This is a genomic window from Antarctobacter albus (assembly GCF_900101505.1).
Classification (GTDB): domain Bacteria; phylum Pseudomonadota; class Alphaproteobacteria; order Rhodobacterales; family Rhodobacteraceae; genus Antarctobacter; species Antarctobacter albus.
The window spans coordinates 1-16314 of record NZ_FMZI01000001.1; the positions used below are offsets into that span (position 1 = coordinate 1).

Here is a 16314-nt window from a genome sequence, read left to right on the forward strand (position 1 = left end):
TTCAAGGCATACACCATACGTGTCATGACATGGACAACAGCTTGATTGATGCCGCACCTGGCATGGTTGGGTGTGGGCTCCCGTGACATTTGCTCCGCAAATGCACTGACGCCCACCAAAACCATCGCCGCGTCGCGGCAATGGTTTTTACTCGGTTTGGTGGTCATAGCGTGAGCAAAACACCCGGATCCATTCCGAACCCGGCCGTTAAGTGCCACCGCGCCAATGGTACTGCGTCTCAAGACGTGGGAGAGTAGGTCGCCGCCAAACCTAGTAAAAACCAAATCACTCTATGCAAAAAGTCAAAATCGACCATTGGTGCACCAACCAATGTCGCCCAAAATACCGGAAGACAAACCCGGAATTGGCGCGGGGTGGAGCAGCCCGGTAGCTCGTCAGGCTCATAACCTGAAGGTCGTAGGTTCAAATCCTACCCCCGCAACCAAAATACCAAAAAGCCCGCCCATAAGGCGGGCTTTCGGCGTTTCCGGTAACTCACCGACGCGAAACGATAAGATCGCTCCAATTTCCCCGAAAAGTTCAATCTCATGGCCGTTTGGTGCATCCGCGTCGGGGTGCAGAACAATCCTGTCGACAAGCGTCCGCAGGAGTTTCGCTGCCTCCGACCGAGTGTCTGGTGCGTTGAGTGTCGCTGCGAGGTTTGCCACCTTCCGGGCATAAATATCCGAAAGCCCCGGGTGCAGCGCCACAGGTTCTGGCGCCGGAGTGGCAGAAAGCCTAGCCTCCAATTCAGCTCGCTCCGCCTCCAGAGTATCCATCTTCGCCTTCATGCTCTGATGGAACAGTCCTTCGGTGATCGCTGTTACGATCCTGTCGATCTCCTTCACCACCTTTGCAAGGCGACGTTCCTCCTCGGTCCGGGGGGCCAGTGTGGCCAAACATTCCTTCTGTATCTCGTCTTGGAAGGTCCGAATGAACTCGGAAACAAGCTCGGCCTGCATCAGATGATGCTGAAGCCCGTTAAGCACGCGTGCCTCGACGATCGTCCGTGCGATGCTGCGCCGATTATCGCAGGTTCCGCGGTTCCGAGCCGCAGAACATCCGTAACGCGACGCACTGATCATGATGTAGCCTGCACCACAGTGCCCGCAGTTCAACAGCCCTGAAAGCAGGTCACGCGGCCGACGGCCACGTTCTGTCGCCCGTGAACCCGGTTCTTCGGAACGCGCCTCCAGGATCTCGTCCCGGATCGCGCCTTGCCGACGCTTCACCCGAAACCAGAGATCGTCTTCGATGATCCTCATGTTTGGAACATCTTCGATCACCCACACCTCCGGCGGGTTCGGACGGGCCTGTCCCTTGCCGGTGTCAGGGTCCTTCACGAAACGCTGACGGATTCAGACGAGCCGACCGACGTGAACCGTCCCGGATCTACCGGAGAGTAAAGTGCTCGAAGGATACCCGTGATGAGCAAGAGACCCCACACGAGCCTCGACGGGCTCACCCCGTGGGAGTATCATCAACGGTCGGTAGAGGGCCAAACCCTGAACAGAGCGAACTCATAAACGCGGACTCAATGGGGACCGGGTCAGTCATGTCGGCAAGCCAGATCGGCTGGCGTGGATTTCAGGGTAATATAATGAAATTAAATTGAAAAGTGGAGGCGATTTGGCGTGGCGCGTCCCTCTTCACGTTTGCATCTGACGGTTTTGCCCTGACATCGGCCGCCGGGGTCCGAGACCGTGCTAGCGCGGAAATCTTTCAGCGACTTCCTGCTGAAATCCGGCGGTGTCCGAATTTCAATGTGGCACTCGCCTCTCAACGCTTTAGCCAGAGCAAAAACGGGGCGAGGCGACTCGCTACCGAAAAACGAGCAGGAGCAGAGCATCATCGTGTCGTCACGTCACGCCAATGAACGGCCCACGCGCGCGCGGGCAGTCGTCAAACCATTCCAGATCCGCGGCCGTTTCCTGACTGCGCTCGCGCTCCGGCTCGAAGGCGGCCCACCCGATGTCGCGTTTTACGAAGCGCTAGACGAGCAGTTGCAGCAGACGCCGCAGTTCTTTTCCGCGGCGCCGGTGGTGCTCGATTTCGCCAGGGCTCCCGGCATCGCCACACCAGAGAAGATTCGCGACCTTGCGCATGAGCTTCGCGAACGGAACCTTTTGGTCTTCGGCGTTCAGAACGCGGGTCCCATCGATCAATCGGCCCTGCAGTCCATGGGGCTCATCCCACTCGGTCCCGGGCGGGACGAGCCGGGCCCGGATGACGCGGCACGCCGCAAACGCGGCGTCGAAAAACTGTTGCCGCCCGATAACAAGATCGTCACCGCGCCGGTTCGTTCGGGGCAGATCGTGGTTGCAGAACGCGGCGATCTGACCGTGGTCGGCTCTGTGGCGTCGGGCGCAGAAGTGGTCGCCAGTGGCAACATCCATATCTACGGCACCCTGCGAGGCCGGGCCGTGGCAGGCGTACATGGCAACGTGAACGCGCGTATCTTCTGCCGGAAACTTGACGCTGAACTCGTGGCCATCGCCGGACTTTACAAGACCAGTGATACGCTCGACCCCGCGGCACGCGACCGGTGCGCGCAGATCTTCCTCGAAAAAGAAAAACTATGCATGGAGGCGATCGCATGACGACGCAAATGAAAGCAGAACCGCCCCTCGGTCGGGTCATCGTGATCACATCCGGCAAGGGCGGCGTTGGCAAGACCACCTCGGCTGCTGCCATCTCTGCCGGCCTTGCCAAGCTGGGCCATAAGACGGTGGTCATCGATTTCGATGTAGGTCTCCGCAACCTCGACATGACGATGGGCTGCGAGCGGCGCGTGGTGTTCGACTTCATCAATGTCATTCAAGGGGATGCACGGCTCAAACAGGCGCTAATTCGTGACAAGCGGCTGGAGACGCTCTCGATCCTGCCAACGTCGCAGACGCGCGACAAGGATGCTCTGACAAAGGAGGGCGTCGAGGCAGTGTTGGACGAATTGAAGAGGGAGTTCGACTACATCATTTGCGACAGCCCCGCCGGGATCGAGCGCGGTGCGCATCTTGCGATGTATTTCGCTGACGAGGCCGTTGTCGTGACCAATCCCGAGGTCTCTTCCGTGCGCGACAGCGACCGAGTGCTGGGACTGCTCAGCAGCCAGACACAGCGCGCGGAAACCGAGGGTGCCGAACCTGTCAAGGCCCAAGTCCTGCTGACGCGCCACGATCGCGCCCGGGTCGACAGGGGCGAGATGATGACGGTCGAGGACGTGCTGGAAATCCTGGCGGTGCCTTTGCTGGGGATCATTCCGGAAAGCCAGGCGGTGTTGCGGGCATCAAACGTCGGCACGCCGGTTGTGCTGGACGAACCCTCCGCCGCCTCCAGAGCCTATGAGGACGCGGTCGCTCGGCTGACCGGCCAGGAAGTGGAGATGCGGGTTACAGGCGAGCGCCGCCCGGGGCTGTTCCATCGGCTTTTCGGACGGTCGGCATGAGCCTGTTCGGTCTGTCTCTCAGGTCGCGCCGCGCGAAATCGGCGCAGACGGCGAAAGATCGCCTGCAGATCCTGCTGGCGCATGAACGCGGTCGGGGTTCGGGTGCGCCGGACTACCTGCCGGCTCTTCAGCGTGACATCGTGCAGGCGGTTCGGAAATACGTGGATATCGAGATGGACGATGTCGACGTCCGGATGGACCGGAGCAAGGACGTTTCGAGCCTCGAGATCAATGTCGAGATTCCCGCGGCCAAAACGGCTCGATTGCGCTCAAAGGACTGATGGGCGCGATGGTGGTGACGTTCACCAAATTGTACGTCCGGCTGCTGGATCGGACATGCCGCTGTTCTTCGGTCCGAGTGAAGTATCGCTTTTGGGGGACAGGGGCGGGCAGGGCTCGCTTGGGCGTCACCTCAACAGGTGTTTCGCCACAGTCCAGCCGCTGCGCCTGTCGGGCAGGACGAAATCCCACCAGATCGCTCCTACGCTCTCGCAAGGGGACACCATTTTGACGGCGCGCGCGCGGCATCGGGGCTACGCCGAAACTTGGGCCAAAGACGGTATCACTGCTACCTCTCCTCACCCTGAATGGTTGCGGTGGCGGGGCCCGGTCAGGCTCGCCGCCTCTGTCATGAAGGCGCGTCTTTCGGCGTCCAGCCGGTCTGCCTGTTCGGCGGCCTGTCCCGGGTAGGCCTCGGCGCGCACGGCCCCCAGGATGCGCAGTCCGTCAGGCTATGGCCGCAGGTGCAGGGGACATCGGGGGCCAACCCGCCCAGACATCGCGCAACTGGCCGATGTTCAAGACGTTTTCGCCTTGCGACAAAAGAATGCTGAGGTTCGTCGTTCGCGAACGGCCGGAGCCCGAGATCATCAGGCCAATTGCTCTGTCGCGCATCGTCTGCCTCGCTCCGGTCAATGCGGGGATTTAGTGCCACCTGCCTCGATCATTTTGAAGACCATTCAACCCTTTTCAAGCCTACCTGCGTCAGTTGCGCGCCCCCCTCGCGAACAGGTCGAACAGGCTCCGGCGGCCCGCTGCAAGGCGGGCAATCTCTGCCTGCAGGGCCTCGATCCGGTCGGGGTCGGTGACGCAGACGTCCGAAACCCTGCTCAGGCCGCGGATGCGCTGCTCCGCCTCTTCTGGCGATAGGGCGGGCTGGCCGATTTCGGGAAAGCGGACACCGAACGTCTGGTCCAGCCAGTCGAGGTCCTGTGCCCGGGCCTCGATCGCCTCTTTCAGACCGTCGCGCAAACGCGGCCGCGAAAAGCCGGGGCAATTGCCGTCGGCCTCCTGCACAAGCGCCTTCATCCGTTGCGTGCGTTTGGCGTGATAGCGGGTCGGGGCGTCGATCTCGCCGCGCAGGTAGCGCTGCATGATTTCCATCGCCTCGGGGCTGAGGCTCGTGTTGTCCTCGGTGGCCGAGTGTTTTGCGCCGGCAGGATCGATCCCGGCGAAGCGCTGGCAGAAATCCGTCACCACGTCCTGGCTGGCCAGTTCGGACCGGGCAAAGCGCACGCAGGTCAGGGGGCCGGGGCCATGAAGGCGCCAGGGGTCCAGCGTGTCACGGAAATAGCTGCGCGAGGGAATCGCGAAATCGGGACGTTTCTTCAGGTCTTGCTGGGCGGAGGACAGGAAATGCGAAGCCGGGTCGCGCAGGTAGGCACAGACGTCGATGTGGCTGAAAAGGGGGCGCAGTTCTTCGGTCAGACGCTGAAGCGCTGCAGCGGGAAAGGGGCGGAACTGGTTTTCGCAGGACAGGATCACGAGCCGTGGGTTGGTCTTGCGGATGGTGTCGCGGGCATCTTTCCAGAACGCCTCGCCCAGGGCCCGTTTGCGGTTGTCGGCACGGGCGCCACTCAGCCGGGGATCGTGCTGTTTCACGTCGTCGGTGAGATAGGAAAAGATGTCCTGGTGATTGGTGTGCTTGCCGGTCTCGGGGAACAGCACACCCGCGTCGCGCAGCATCTCGGGATTGGCGCGCAGGAAGTTCTGGATAGAGGTCGAGCCGGTCTTTCCCTGGCCGATGTGGATCAGAAGATTGGGCATCTTGGACACGCTTGGCTACAGAGGAAATGCGCAGGATGGGCAGAGTGCCGCCCTCAGCACCTGATACACGCCTGCGTGATCACCTGCAAACCGCGCTTTTGCCGCCTGCGCCCCCGTCCTCGGTGTTTCCTCCCGGGAACTGTCATGTACGCGCGCCGCCTATCCCCACTTGTCCAGCGAGGCCCGCAGCTCTGGATGCTGCTGCGCCTTGTCCTGCAGCGACAGGCCTTCGGCGGCGGCCTCCCAGGCTTGCCGGATCGCCTGAACGCCTGCGGCGGCGCCCATCGGGTGCCCGTGAATGCCGCCACCGCCCAGGTACATCAGGTCCAGTGTCCGGCCCGTGCGGTTGTAGGTCTCGACCGCCTGTCCGCCCCACTGGCCCGAACAGACGACCGGCAGGGGCCTGTCGTCCTCGGAAAAGATGGGGGTCATCACGTCATGGAAGCTTTTGACAAAGCTCTCGTCCGGTTCCCAGTACTTGGCCGCGATGCCATTGATCTGGAACTGGTCGGCGCCCAGCAGGCGCCAGAGCTTTTGGTAGGCGCGGAATTCCATCCCCAGCGCCGGATGGCGGGTCAGGATGTCCCAGCCGTTGCGATGCGCGTGCAGACACAGCTGCGAGCGTTTGCGCAGGAAGCTCATGCCGCCCGGTCCGATCGAGTTGATGTTGATGACCGCCGCGTTGCCGCCGCGTTTCACGACATGGTCGTGCCCGCGCATCATCTGGTCGGGATCGGCCGACGAAATGCCAAAGGCATACATCACCCGCTTGCCGGTCTTCTGCGCATGGGCGTCGATCACCGGCATGATGGCATCGACCCGCGCCTCTAGCGAGGCGTAGCCGGGGTTCATCATCTTTTCGTCGTCCTTGATGAAATCGACCCCGGCGGCGCAAAGCTCGGCCACCACTTCGGCGGTGTCCTCGGGTGTCAGCCCCAGCGAGGGCTTGATGATCGAGGCGATGATCGGCCCTTCTTCGACGCCGGTCAGGCGCCGGGACCCCCTGATGCCGAATTGCGGTCCGGGATGGCAGGACCAGGCATCTGGCAGGTCGAAGTCCATCACCCGCACCCCGGTCAGCCCACGTGCGGCATAGACGCCGCCGACCGTCACCGTCATCAGCGCCGCGATGTCGGTGCCGATCGCTTCCAGCGGATAGGCGATCACTGCGTCGCCACGGTTGTAGGGGCCGGGGGTGTCGGTCGGAAAGCCGGGCCGGTCCACAGGGGGCAGGGCGGTCACGCTTTCCACCCGGGCCGCGCAGCGTTTGCGCACCGCGTCGGTTTCGCCAGGCAATTCCGTGAAGGTCCCGGTGGATTGGTCCGAGGCGATCTTTGCCGCCATCGCCTCGACGCTGCCGGGGCATTCGATGCGATAGGTCACACGGATGAAATCGTCGATCATGAGGTCTCCTGTCAGGGGGGGACTGTAGTACTCATCATACCTGTTGACAATCATGTAATCATATCACAGGTTAACCGTGATCAGGGAGGTAGGACCCGTAACGGGCCGACTGATCTTTGGAGGAATGATTCATGAGCATTACACGTCGTCTCTTTGTATCCGGTCTGGCCATTACGGCGGTTCTGCCGACTGTCCGCGCGGCCCAGGCACAAGGCAAAGGCCTGATCGCGATCATCACCCCGAGCCACGACAACCCCTTCTTCAAGGCCGAAGCCGTGGGCGCCGAGGCGCGGGCACTGGAACTGGGCTATGAGACCCTTGTCCTGGTGCATGACGACGATCCCAACAAGCAGTCCGAGATGTTCGACACGGCCATCGCACGCGGCGCGGTCGCGATCATCTGTGACAATGCCGGGGCCGATGCCTCTGTCGCGCCGGTCCAGCGGGCCAAGGACGCGGGCATCCCGTCCTTCCTGATCGACCGCGAGATCAAGACCAGCGGCATCGCCATCAGCCAGATTGTGTCGAACAACTACCAGGGCGCGCAGCTGGGGGCCGAGGAATTCGTCGCGCTCATGGGCGAAAAGGGCCCCTACGTCGAACTGCTGGGCCGCGAGGCAGATACCAACGCGGGCATCCGCTCGGCCGGGTATCACGACATCATCGACCAGTACCCGGATCTTCAGATGGTCGCGCAGCAGTCCGCCAACTGGTCGCAGACCGAAGGCTACGAGAAGATGGAAACCATCCTGCAGGCCAATCCGGGGATCAAGGGCGTGATCTGCGGCAACGACACGATGGCGATGGGCGCCTGGGCCGCACTCGAGGCGGCGGGCCGCACCGACGTGATCGTGGTGGGCTTTGACGGTTCCAACGACGTGCGGGATTCGATCCTGGCCGGCGGGATCAAGGCGACCGTGCTGCAACCGGCCTATCGCCAGGCACAGCTGGCGGTCGAGCAGGCGGACGAATACCTGCGCACGGGGTCGACCGGTCAGCCGGAGAAACAGCTGATGGACTGCGTGCTGATCACGCCGGACAACGCCGGGCGGCTGGAAACCTTCGCCCTTGCCGACGCAAGCTGATTGACCCCGGCGGCCCGGCTCTGAAGCCGGGCCGCCCCATCCTCGAACAACACCGGAAGTCCCATGCGCCAAGCGATCCTGTCGGGTGCGCTGGTCTGTCTGTTGCTGCCTGCGGCGGCCTGCAAGATCGTGCCCAATCCCGATCCCAACGACCAATCCGAAGCCCTGGCAAGCCGGACCGACGAGGCCCGCATGGCGGCCTATGTCGACGCGAACTGGGAGTCGCAGGTATTGCCGGTCATCGCCGAACATGAGGTGGCGTACGACACCTGGCGTCAGGCGCTGGCACAAGGGCTGGACGCGGCCGGCGAAGCGCACGGCCTGCGCCCGGACGGTGAGGCCAACCCCTGGAATTTCGTCGTCTCGGGCACCGGGACCGTAACAGAGGCCAAGCTCGACAGCCGTGCCGCCAAGATGCAGGTGGACATGGACAGTGACGGCGCCGCCGACGTGGTGCTGCAGCTGGGGCCGATCATTCGCGGCACCGCCATGCGCGACGCCATGCCATTTGTCGTTTTCACCGATTTCCGCGACCAGATCGAATTTGCCAAGCTGGCCCGTGCGATGAACGAACGTGCCAGTGCCGGGCTGACCCGGCCCGAAGGCGACGTGATCGGCCAGACGGTCAGTTTCACCGGTGTCTTCACCCTGCGCGCCGCAGGTGACACGCCGGAAATCGTGCCGGTCGAAATCGAGATGGGGGCCACTCCATGACCCTCGATCCCGACCCCGGCAGCGCCCACCCGATCGGCCTGTCGATCCGTGGCGGCACCAAGGTCTATCCCGGCACCATCGCCCTCAAGGAGGTTGATTTCGACCTGCGCATGGGGGCGGTCAACGTGCTGGTGGGCGAGAACGGTGCAGGAAAATCCACCATGATGAAGGTCATCGCCGGGGTCGAACAGCTGACCTCGGGCACGGTGACAATGAACGGCGAAGAGGTGAATTTCACCTCCACCGACGATGCCGAACGGAATGGCATCGGCATCGTCTTCCAGGAACTCAACCTGTTCCCGAACCTGACCGTGGCCGACAATATCTTCATGGCGCATGAAAAGACCCGCGGCGGCATCGATATCGACATGTCGGCGCAGCGCGAGGCCACGCGCGCCCTGATGCAACGTCTGGAACATGACATCGACCCGGACACGCTGGTCGGTGATCTGAAGGTCGGGCAACAGCAGATCGTCGAGATCGCCAAGAGCCTGTCGCGCGACGCCCGCATTCTGATCCTGGACGAGCCGACCTCGGCCCTGTCGAACGCAGAGGTCGAGATCCTGTTTCGCGTGATCGAGGAACTGAAGGCCGAAGGCGTCGGCATCGTCTACATCTCGCACCGGCTGGAGGAACTGATCCGCGTCGGAGACTACATCACCGTCCTGCGCGACGGGACGATCACCGGGGCGCAGTCGATGGAAGGCGTCGATATTCCCTGGATCGTGCGCAACATGATTGGCGACAGCTCCAAGGATTTCGCCAAGGAGATCGAACATCCCTTTGGCGACGAGGCCCTGCGGGTCGAGAACATGCGCCTGGCGGATACCAGTGGCGGCTTTGCGGTGGACGGCGTGTCCCTGTCGCTGCGCGCGGGTGAGATCCTTGGGATCTACGGGCTGATGGGCGCCGGACGGACCGAACTGCTGGAGACGATCATCGGCCGGCATTCCCATGCCGTAGGCGATGTCTGGGTGCAGGGCGACAAGATGGGCCGGCCCTCGGTCCCCGACCGGATCGCCAAAGGACTGGCCCTGATCCCGGAGGACCGCAAGCATGACGGGCTGGTCCAGATCCTGTCGATCCGCGAGAACATGACGCTGTCCTCTGTCGGCAGCTTCACCCGGGGCGTGCACATGGACCTGGGCAAAGAACGCTCGCGCGTGGCGGATTTCGTGCGCCGCATGGTGATCAAGATCGCCTCGCCGGAACATCCGGTGTCCGCGCTCTCGGGCGGCAACCAGCAGAAGGTGGTGATTTCCAAGGCGCTGATGACCGGGCCCAAGGTGCTGTTGATGGACGAACCCTCGCGCGGGATCGACATCGGCGCCAAGGCCGAGGTCTTTCGCGTCATGCGCCAGCTGGCCGCCGAGGGGCTGGGCATCGTCTTTGTCACATCCGACCTCGAAGAGGTCATGAGCCTGTCGGACCGCATCATCGTGATGTCGGACGGGCGGATCACCGGAGAATTCAGCAGGGAGGAGGTCACGGAAACGGCGCTGGTCAGCGCATCCGCCGTCGGCCACGCGCCCCTGTCAGAACAGGACGCGGAAAGGGAGACCGCACAATGACCGACATGACCGCAAGTGCCGCCGGGGCCTCCAGCCCCAACGCGACGCTGTTATTGATCCTGAAGGCGCGAACCTTCATCGCGCTGATCCTCGTCTTCGTGTTCTTTTCGATCTTCGCGCCGAACTTCCTGTCGGCGGCGAACATGGTCATCATGTCGAAACACGTGGCGCTGAACGCCTTTCTGGCCATCGGGATGACCTTTGTCATCGTCTCGGGCGGGATCGATCTGTCGGTGGGCTCCATCGTCGGGCTTTGCGGGATGGTGGCGGGCTACCTGCTGCTGAACGGGATCGACATCGGGCTTGGCTGGTCGATCCAGTTCAACACGCTGGAAATCTGCCTGATGGTCGCGCTGGTGGGGATCGCCATCGGGGCGCTGAACGGGTTCCTGATCACCAGGCTGAACGTGGCGCCCTTTATCGCCACGCTCGGGACGCTTTACATCGCGCGCGGGGCGGCAATGCTGTCCAGCGACGGCAAGACTTTTCCGAACCTCTCGGGCAACGCGGAGTATGGCTCGCAGAGCTACCGCATGATCGGATCGGGCGATTTCCTGGGCGTGCCGATCTCGATCTGGATGCTGATCGCGGTGGGTGTCCTGGCGGCCTATATCGCGCGCCGCACGCCCCTGGGCCGGTTCATCTATGCCGTCGGCGGCAACGAACGTGCGGCGGGCCTGTCGGGGGTCAAGGTCACCCAGGTCAAGTATTTCGTCTACATGTTCTCGGGCTTCTGCGCCGCGCTGGTGGGGATCATCATCTCTTCGCAGCTGGTTGCGGCCCATCCGGCCACCGGCGACACTTTCGAGCTGAACGCCATCGCGGCGGCGGTTCTGGGCGGGACCTCCATGTCCGGCGGGCGCGGGCGCATCGGCGGGACGATCGTCGGCGCCTTCGTGATCGGTGTGCTGTCGGACGGGTTGGTGATGATGGGGGTGTCAGCCTTCTGGCAGACCGTTATCAAGGGGCTTGTCATCATCGCGGCCGTGGTCATCGACCAGGCGCAGCAAAAGGTCCAGGCCAAGGTCGCGCTGCAGGCCCAGGCCGCGCTGGGCAAGTAAGAGGAGGGATGGCATGAAGGGCGCACTTATCGGCTGCGGTTTCTTTGCCCGCAATCAACTGCACGGCTGGGCGGATGTGACGGGGGCCGAGATCGTCGCGATCTGCGACCGGGACGAGACCCGCCTGGCCGAGGCGGGCGAGGCTTTCGGCATCGACCGCCGCTACGCCGATGCGGCGGAGATGTTTGCGGCAGGCGGGTTCGATTTCGTCGATATCGCGACCACCGTCCCCTCGCATCGCCCGCTGGTCGAAATGGCGGCAGCGGCCGGTGTGCATGTCATCTGCCAAAAACCCTTTGCTCTGAACATGGACGACGCCCGCGCCATGATCGCGGCGGTCGAGGCCACGGGCAAGACGCTGATGGTGCATGAGAACTTTCGCTGGCAATCGGCGGTGCGCGCGGCCATCGAGGCCCTGCGCGGCGGAGCCATCGGAACGCCCTTCTTTGGCCGGGTGAGTTTCCGGTCCGGCTATGACGTCTTTTCCGGGCAGCCCTACCTTGCCGAAGGCGAGCGTTTCATCATCGAGGACCTGGGCATCCATATCCTCGACATTGCCCGTGCCCTGTTCGGGGACGTGGACCGGATCAGCGCCACCACCAGGCGGATCAACCCGAACATCCGTGGCGAGGACGTGGCCACCATGCTGCTGTCCCACGGTGGCGGAGTGACCTCCATGGTGGATTGTTCCTATGCCACGCGGCGGATGCCCGAAACCTTTCCCGAAACCCTTCTGGAAATCGACGGCACCGAGGGCTTCTTGCGGCTGGACGCGGGCTATCGCCTGACGATCCAGCGCGACGGGCAGGAGGAGGTACGCGATGTCTCGCCGCCTGTGCTGCCCTGGGCGGAACGGCCCTGGCACAACATCCAGGAAAGCGTGGCGTTGATCCAGCAGCATTTCGTCGATTGCCTCGCGGCGGGCCGCACGCCCGAGACCTCGGGCGCGGACAACCTGCGGACCTTTGCGCTGGTCGAGGCGGCTTACCTGTCGGCGGCGGAGGGGCGCAACGTCGCGTTGTCAGAGCTATGAGCCTGGCGCTTTATGGCACCGATCAGCCGCCCGCTGTTTCCGAGGAGATCCGGCATGGCGAGGTGACACTGCACCTGCAGGACGGCGCGCTGCGCCACATCCGCTTGGGTGGTGTCGAAATCATCCGCTCCGTCGCTTTCCTGGCACGGGATCGCGACTGGGGCACCATCGCGCCGACCCTTGGGACGCTGACCCGCGACAACCGGGACGGTGCGCTGCACCTCTCCTTGCCGATGTGCTTCGACACCGGGACGGCGCGGCTGGATGTCGACCTGATGATCTCCCTCGGGGCAGGGCGGCTGACGGTCCATGCCCGGGGCAAGGCCTCCGGGGATTTCGAAACAAACCGCGCCGGCTTTACCCTGTTGCATCCGATCGAGGGTGTCGCGGGCTGTCCGGCGCGTGTGACCCATGCGGACGGGCAGGTCGAGGACAGCCACTTTCCCGAGTTGATCGACCCCTGGCAGCCCTTCATGGACATTGCCGCGCTGGAGCATCGGGCCAACGGGTTGCGCGTGCGCTGCGCCTTACTGGGCGATACCTTCGAGATGGAGGATCAGCGCCAGTGGGGCGATGCCTCCTACAAGACCTACAACCGCCCGCTGGCCTTGCCCTGGCCCTATGTCATCCCGGATGGCGGGGCGCTGGAGCAATCCGTCGAGATCACCTGGGAAGCGTGCCAGACGGCGCCTATCGCCACCTGTCCCGCGCCGGAGGAGGCGCGCTTTCCGGAAATGGCGCTGGTGCTGGATGCGACGGACGCAGGACGGCTGGCGGACAATCCCGGCGATCTGGACCCGGTGTGTCCGCAGCGCCTGTTGTGCCACGTGGACGCGGCCAAAGGGCCTGTCGCGCCGCAGATCGCGCCCTTTGCGCGGGCACAGGCGGCACGGCCCGACGTGGCCTATGACCTGGAACTGGTCTGCCGGTTCGACGGCACGCAGACGCCGGAGGCCGAATTGCAGGCCCATGCCGACGCCGTCGCGGCCAGCGGTTTTGCCCCGGCCTCTGTGCTGGTCGTGCCCTCTGTAGATCGGCAATCGACGCCGCCGGGGTCCGAATGGCCTGCCTGTCCGCCGCTGGCAGAGATCCACGCCGCCGCCGCGCGGGCCTTTCCCGGCCTCGTCCGGGGCGGCGGGATGGCAAGCCTGTTCACGGAACTCAACCGCAAACGCCCGCCACTGGCGACGCTGGATTTCGTCAGCCACGGGCTTTGCCCCATCGTCCATGCCGCCGATGACCTGTCGGTGATGGAAACGCTGGAGGCCGTGCCCCATATCGCAAGATCCGCCCGCGCGCTCATCGGGGACCGCGCGTATCGCATCGGACCGGCGACCATCGCCATGCGCCAGAACCCTTATGGCTCTCGCACCATTCCCAACCCGGACGCCGGGCGCGTCTGCATGACCGATGATGATCCGCGCCACCGTGGAGCCTTTGGCGCGGCCTATGCCCTGGGCCTGGCAGCGGCTCTGGCGCCGTTCGACATTGCCGTCTGGACGCCAGCGGCGCTCTATGGTCCGCGCGGAGTGGTGGGCAATCCGGGACCCTTGCCGCAGGTCCTGCGGGCCCTGTCCGGGATCGCGGGGCAACACGTGCAAGAGGCCGCTGTCCGCGACGGGCTGGCGGTGCTGGACGCCGGGACCACGCGGCTGCGCGCCAACCTGACCCCGCAGGACGGACATGGGCTGATGCCCTATGGCTGGTCCGGCGGTATGGATTGAGCCGCGCAGTTGAAACGGCTACTTATCATGTTACCTGACGAGTCCGCGCCGGAGCCCATGAAATGGACAGCCCCATGAAACCTGCCCCCGACAAGATTGTCCGCCGCAAATTGTCGGAACAGGTGCTGGAGCGTCTGCACGAGATGATCCGCACGCGCGAGCTGAAGCCCGGCGACTACATGCCCTCTGAGCGCGCCTTGATGGAACGGTTCGGCGTGGGTCGCCCGGCGGTGCGCGAAGCGCTGCAATCGCTGCACAACAGCGGGTTGATCACCATCAGCCACGGCGAACGGTCTCGGGTGAACGAACTCAATGCGGCCAGCGTGCTGACCCAGTCGGACGAACTGGCACGGCTGGTACTGGATTCAGCGCCCGCCAACCTCGACCATCTCAAACACGCCCGCCAGATGTTCGAACTGGGCATGGTGCGCGTCGCCGCCGAGAATGCGACGCCGGACGACGTGGCGGAACTGCGCGCCCTGATCGACCTGCAGCGCAGCCAGTTGGGCGATGCCAATGCCTTCATCACCACCGACATGGCCTTTCACCGCAAGCTGGCCTCGCTGGCGGGCAACCCGATCATCCAGTCGGTGTCGGATGCCATGCTGGGCTGGTTGTTCGAATATCATGTCAGCCTGTTGCACCGTTCCGGCAGTGAGGACGTGACCCTGGCCGAACATGCCAAGATCGTCGATCACATCGAGGCGCATGACGCCGAGGGCGCGGTCGAGGAGATGCGCCGCCACCTGGAACGCTCACGCGTGTCCTTCGGGCCGCACGGTTAACGCGGCCCGCCGCCGTCGCGGATCCAGCCAAAGTAATCCTCGCTGCCCATCTGGCCGCCCTTGAGCGCGATTTGCAGCCCGTCATGGGCACTGCCGCCAAAGCCCTGGCAAAGCGCCGCGCCGGGGATGGTGGGGGCCAGTGCCTGCAGTGCGTCCAGCCCCAGCGCGCGCATCCCGTGGCCCGAGGTGTCACCGCCCGAGATGACGGCGCGGCGCAAGCCGGTTTGCTGAAGCACGCGGTCCAGGATGCGGCCCAGGGACAGGCCGATCCGGGCATTGGCGGTTTCCGCCGACACGCCGCTGGTGGCCAGGGCGGTGCGGAACGCCGCGACGCGCGGATCGTCGGGACCCTGGGCCGAGGTGACAAGCGGGCTGGCCCCGGTCTGCGCCGCATCGGTCGCGGCACCTGCGCAACGGTCGATCTCACCCGCCAGCGTACCGGGATCGCCCAGCACGGATACGGTATCGAAGGGGATCACCGCAAAGCCATTTGCGGCGGACCAGTCCAGCTGCCGCGCCGTGCTGGGCGAGACGGAGCCGGAGACGGCGGCGATCTGCGCCACCTTGCCGGCGCCCTGCACCGGCGGGCGCGGTGGCAGCTCGCCGGTCTGTTGCCAGTGACGCACCAGCGCATATTCCAGTCCCTGAGAACCGACCGCCACGCGCAGGCGATTGCGGTTCTCCCAGATCAGCTTGCCGACGGCAGTTTCACTGAGCGGCTCCATGCTGTCGCAGGACAGGATGCGTGCACCGTTGTCCAGGGCGTGATCCAGTGCCGCCTGGGCCTCGCCGGACCAGAGCGTTTCCAGGTCCAGCAGGGCAGAGGGCAGGTCGGTCTGCGCCGAGAGGTGGCGCAAGAGGTCGGACTCGGTCATCGGGGTGACCGGGTGGCGGGACATCACCGGGTGGCGGTCCAGCCGAAAGACACCGTCGAAGGTGCCCGCAAACAGGTGCCCGAACGCCTGGTAGCGCCGCATTTGCGGGGCAGCGGTGACCAGCGGCACACCAGCCGAGGCGCGCTGGGCCAGGCACAATTCGATGGCGGTGCCGATGTTGCCGCTGTGCCGTGCGGAATCGAAGGTGGAACAGACCTTGTAATGCAGGATCGGTGCGCCCGTCGCGTCCAGCCAGGCGAGGGGGGCAGGCAGGTTGGCCCGCATGGCGTCGGGGCTGTCGGTGCGCGCGGTGGTGGCGATGCCGACCGCCTCGACATCGGCGAAACGGGCGGCCAGCGCCTCGGACGGAGGGCCGGAAAACAGCACCGTCCGCAGGCCCGCAAAGGCCAGCACCTCCATCACGGCGGCCGATCCGGTGAAATCGTCGCCCAGCCAGGCCAATCTTGGCGTCATGAAATGTGGTCCTTCCCGTGGCAAGAGGCCTGTCGCCTGTTGACATTGTTCGTATGATATTATCTGATCATACCAGTTAAGCAAGCCTTACCGGAGG

The 16314-nt window shown here is 64.2% G+C and carries 14 protein-coding genes, 1 tRNA gene and 1 rRNA gene; 12 read left to right on the forward strand and 4 right to left on the reverse strand.

Going from position 1 to position 16314, the window contains the following annotated elements:
• Positions 1-155: 155 nt before the first annotated feature.
• Both rrf and BLQ71_RS00010 read left to right on the forward strand, forming a co-directional pair.
• A 5S ribosomal RNA gene (rrf, locus tag BLQ71_RS00005) occupies positions 156-270 on the forward strand.
• A gap of 98 nt (positions 271-368) precedes the next feature.
• Positions 369-445, forward strand: a tRNA-Met gene (locus tag BLQ71_RS00010).
• Here the strand turns inward: BLQ71_RS00010 and BLQ71_RS27020 are convergent.
• On the reverse strand, positions 402-1265 hold the full coding sequence (locus tag BLQ71_RS27020) for a recombinase zinc ribbon domain-containing protein (protein WP_083342128.1): 864 nt from the start codon (positions 1263-1265) through the stop codon (positions 402-404). The two genes, BLQ71_RS00010 and BLQ71_RS27020, sit on opposite strands and share 44 nt — an antisense overlap.
• Before the next feature lie 438 nt (positions 1266-1703).
• On the opposite strand from BLQ71_RS27020, the gene minC reads away from it, so the two are divergent.
• The 3 genes from minC to minE are packed head-to-tail and all read left to right on the forward strand — an operon-like array spanning position 1704 to position 3726.
• Positions 1704-2600: a septum site-determining protein MinC gene (gene minC, locus BLQ71_RS00020; RefSeq protein WP_308421223.1), complete on the forward strand. Its 897-nt coding sequence runs from the start codon at positions 1704-1706 to the stop codon at positions 2598-2600.
• Entirely contained in the window at positions 2597-3445 is an 849-nt protein-coding gene (gene minD, locus BLQ71_RS00025) for a septum site-determining protein MinD (RefSeq protein WP_043140129.1), read from the forward strand. The genes minC and minD overlap by 4 nt, the downstream gene beginning before the upstream one ends.
• The gene (gene minE / locus BLQ71_RS00030; RefSeq protein ID WP_074620272.1) at positions 3442-3726 is read left to right on the forward strand and encodes a cell division topological specificity factor MinE; all 285 of its coding nucleotides are present in this window, start codon (positions 3442-3444) and stop codon (positions 3724-3726) included. The genes minD and minE overlap by 4 nt, the downstream gene beginning before the upstream one ends.
• A 703-nt stretch (positions 3727-4429) precedes the next feature.
• Here minE and BLQ71_RS00040 read toward each other — a convergent pair.
• The gene (locus tag BLQ71_RS00040; protein WP_074620274.1) at positions 4430-5491 is read right to left on the reverse strand and encodes a hypothetical protein; all 1062 of its coding nucleotides are present in this window, start codon (positions 5489-5491) and stop codon (positions 4430-4432) included.
• Positions 5492-5650: 159 nt separating this feature from the next.
• A complete protein-coding gene (oiaX, locus tag BLQ71_RS00045) occupies positions 5651-6895 on the reverse strand; it encodes a 3-oxo-isoapionate-4-phosphate decarboxylase OiaX (protein ID WP_074620275.1) in 1245 nt (414 codons plus the stop codon).
• A gap of 131 nt (positions 6896-7026) precedes the next feature.
• Between oiaX and BLQ71_RS00050 the strand changes: the two genes are divergently transcribed.
• The 7 genes from BLQ71_RS00050 (at position 7027) to nanR (ending at position 14868) form a co-directional block, all read left to right on the forward strand.
• Positions 7027-7980 (forward strand): D-ribose ABC transporter substrate-binding protein, encoded by a 954-nt coding sequence (locus BLQ71_RS00050; protein WP_074620276.1) that lies wholly within the window; start codon positions 7027-7029, stop codon positions 7978-7980.
• Positions 7981-8043: 63 nt separating this feature from the next.
• Positions 8044-8694 carry a DUF2291 family protein gene (locus tag BLQ71_RS00055; RefSeq protein WP_074620277.1) on the forward strand — a complete coding sequence of 217 codons (651 nt, stop codon included), beginning with the start codon at positions 8044-8046 and terminating at the stop codon, positions 8692-8694.
• Complete coding sequence (locus BLQ71_RS00060) at positions 8691-10265, forward strand: sugar ABC transporter ATP-binding protein (RefSeq protein WP_074620278.1); 1575 nt, start codon at positions 8691-8693, stop codon at positions 10263-10265. Before BLQ71_RS00055 ends, BLQ71_RS00060 begins: the two co-directional genes overlap by 4 nt.
• Positions 10262-11326: an ABC transporter permease gene (locus BLQ71_RS00065; protein WP_074620279.1), complete on the forward strand. Its 1065-nt coding sequence runs from the start codon at positions 10262-10264 to the stop codon at positions 11324-11326. Before BLQ71_RS00060 ends, BLQ71_RS00065 begins: the two co-directional genes overlap by 4 nt.
• Positions 11327-11339: 13 nt before the next feature.
• Positions 11340-12359: a Gfo/Idh/MocA family protein gene (locus BLQ71_RS00070; RefSeq protein WP_074620280.1), complete on the forward strand. Its 1020-nt coding sequence runs from the start codon at positions 11340-11342 to the stop codon at positions 12357-12359.
• Positions 12356-14083 (forward strand): D-apionate lactonase family protein, encoded by a 1728-nt coding sequence (locus BLQ71_RS00075; protein ID WP_074620281.1) that lies wholly within the window; start codon positions 12356-12358, stop codon positions 14081-14083. The genes BLQ71_RS00070 and BLQ71_RS00075 overlap by 4 nt, the downstream gene beginning before the upstream one ends.
• Positions 14084-14157: 74 nt before the next feature.
• Positions 14158-14868: a transcriptional regulator NanR gene (nanR, locus tag BLQ71_RS00080; RefSeq protein WP_074620657.1), complete on the forward strand. Its 711-nt coding sequence runs from the start codon at positions 14158-14160 to the stop codon at positions 14866-14868.
• Here the strand turns inward: nanR and BLQ71_RS00085 are convergent.
• Positions 14865-16217 carry a four-carbon acid sugar kinase family protein gene (locus BLQ71_RS00085; protein ID WP_074620282.1) on the reverse strand — a complete coding sequence of 451 codons (1353 nt, stop codon included), beginning with the start codon at positions 16215-16217 and terminating at the stop codon, positions 14865-14867. The two genes, nanR and BLQ71_RS00085, sit on opposite strands and share 4 nt — an antisense overlap.
• Positions 16218-16314: the final 97 nt, after the last annotated feature.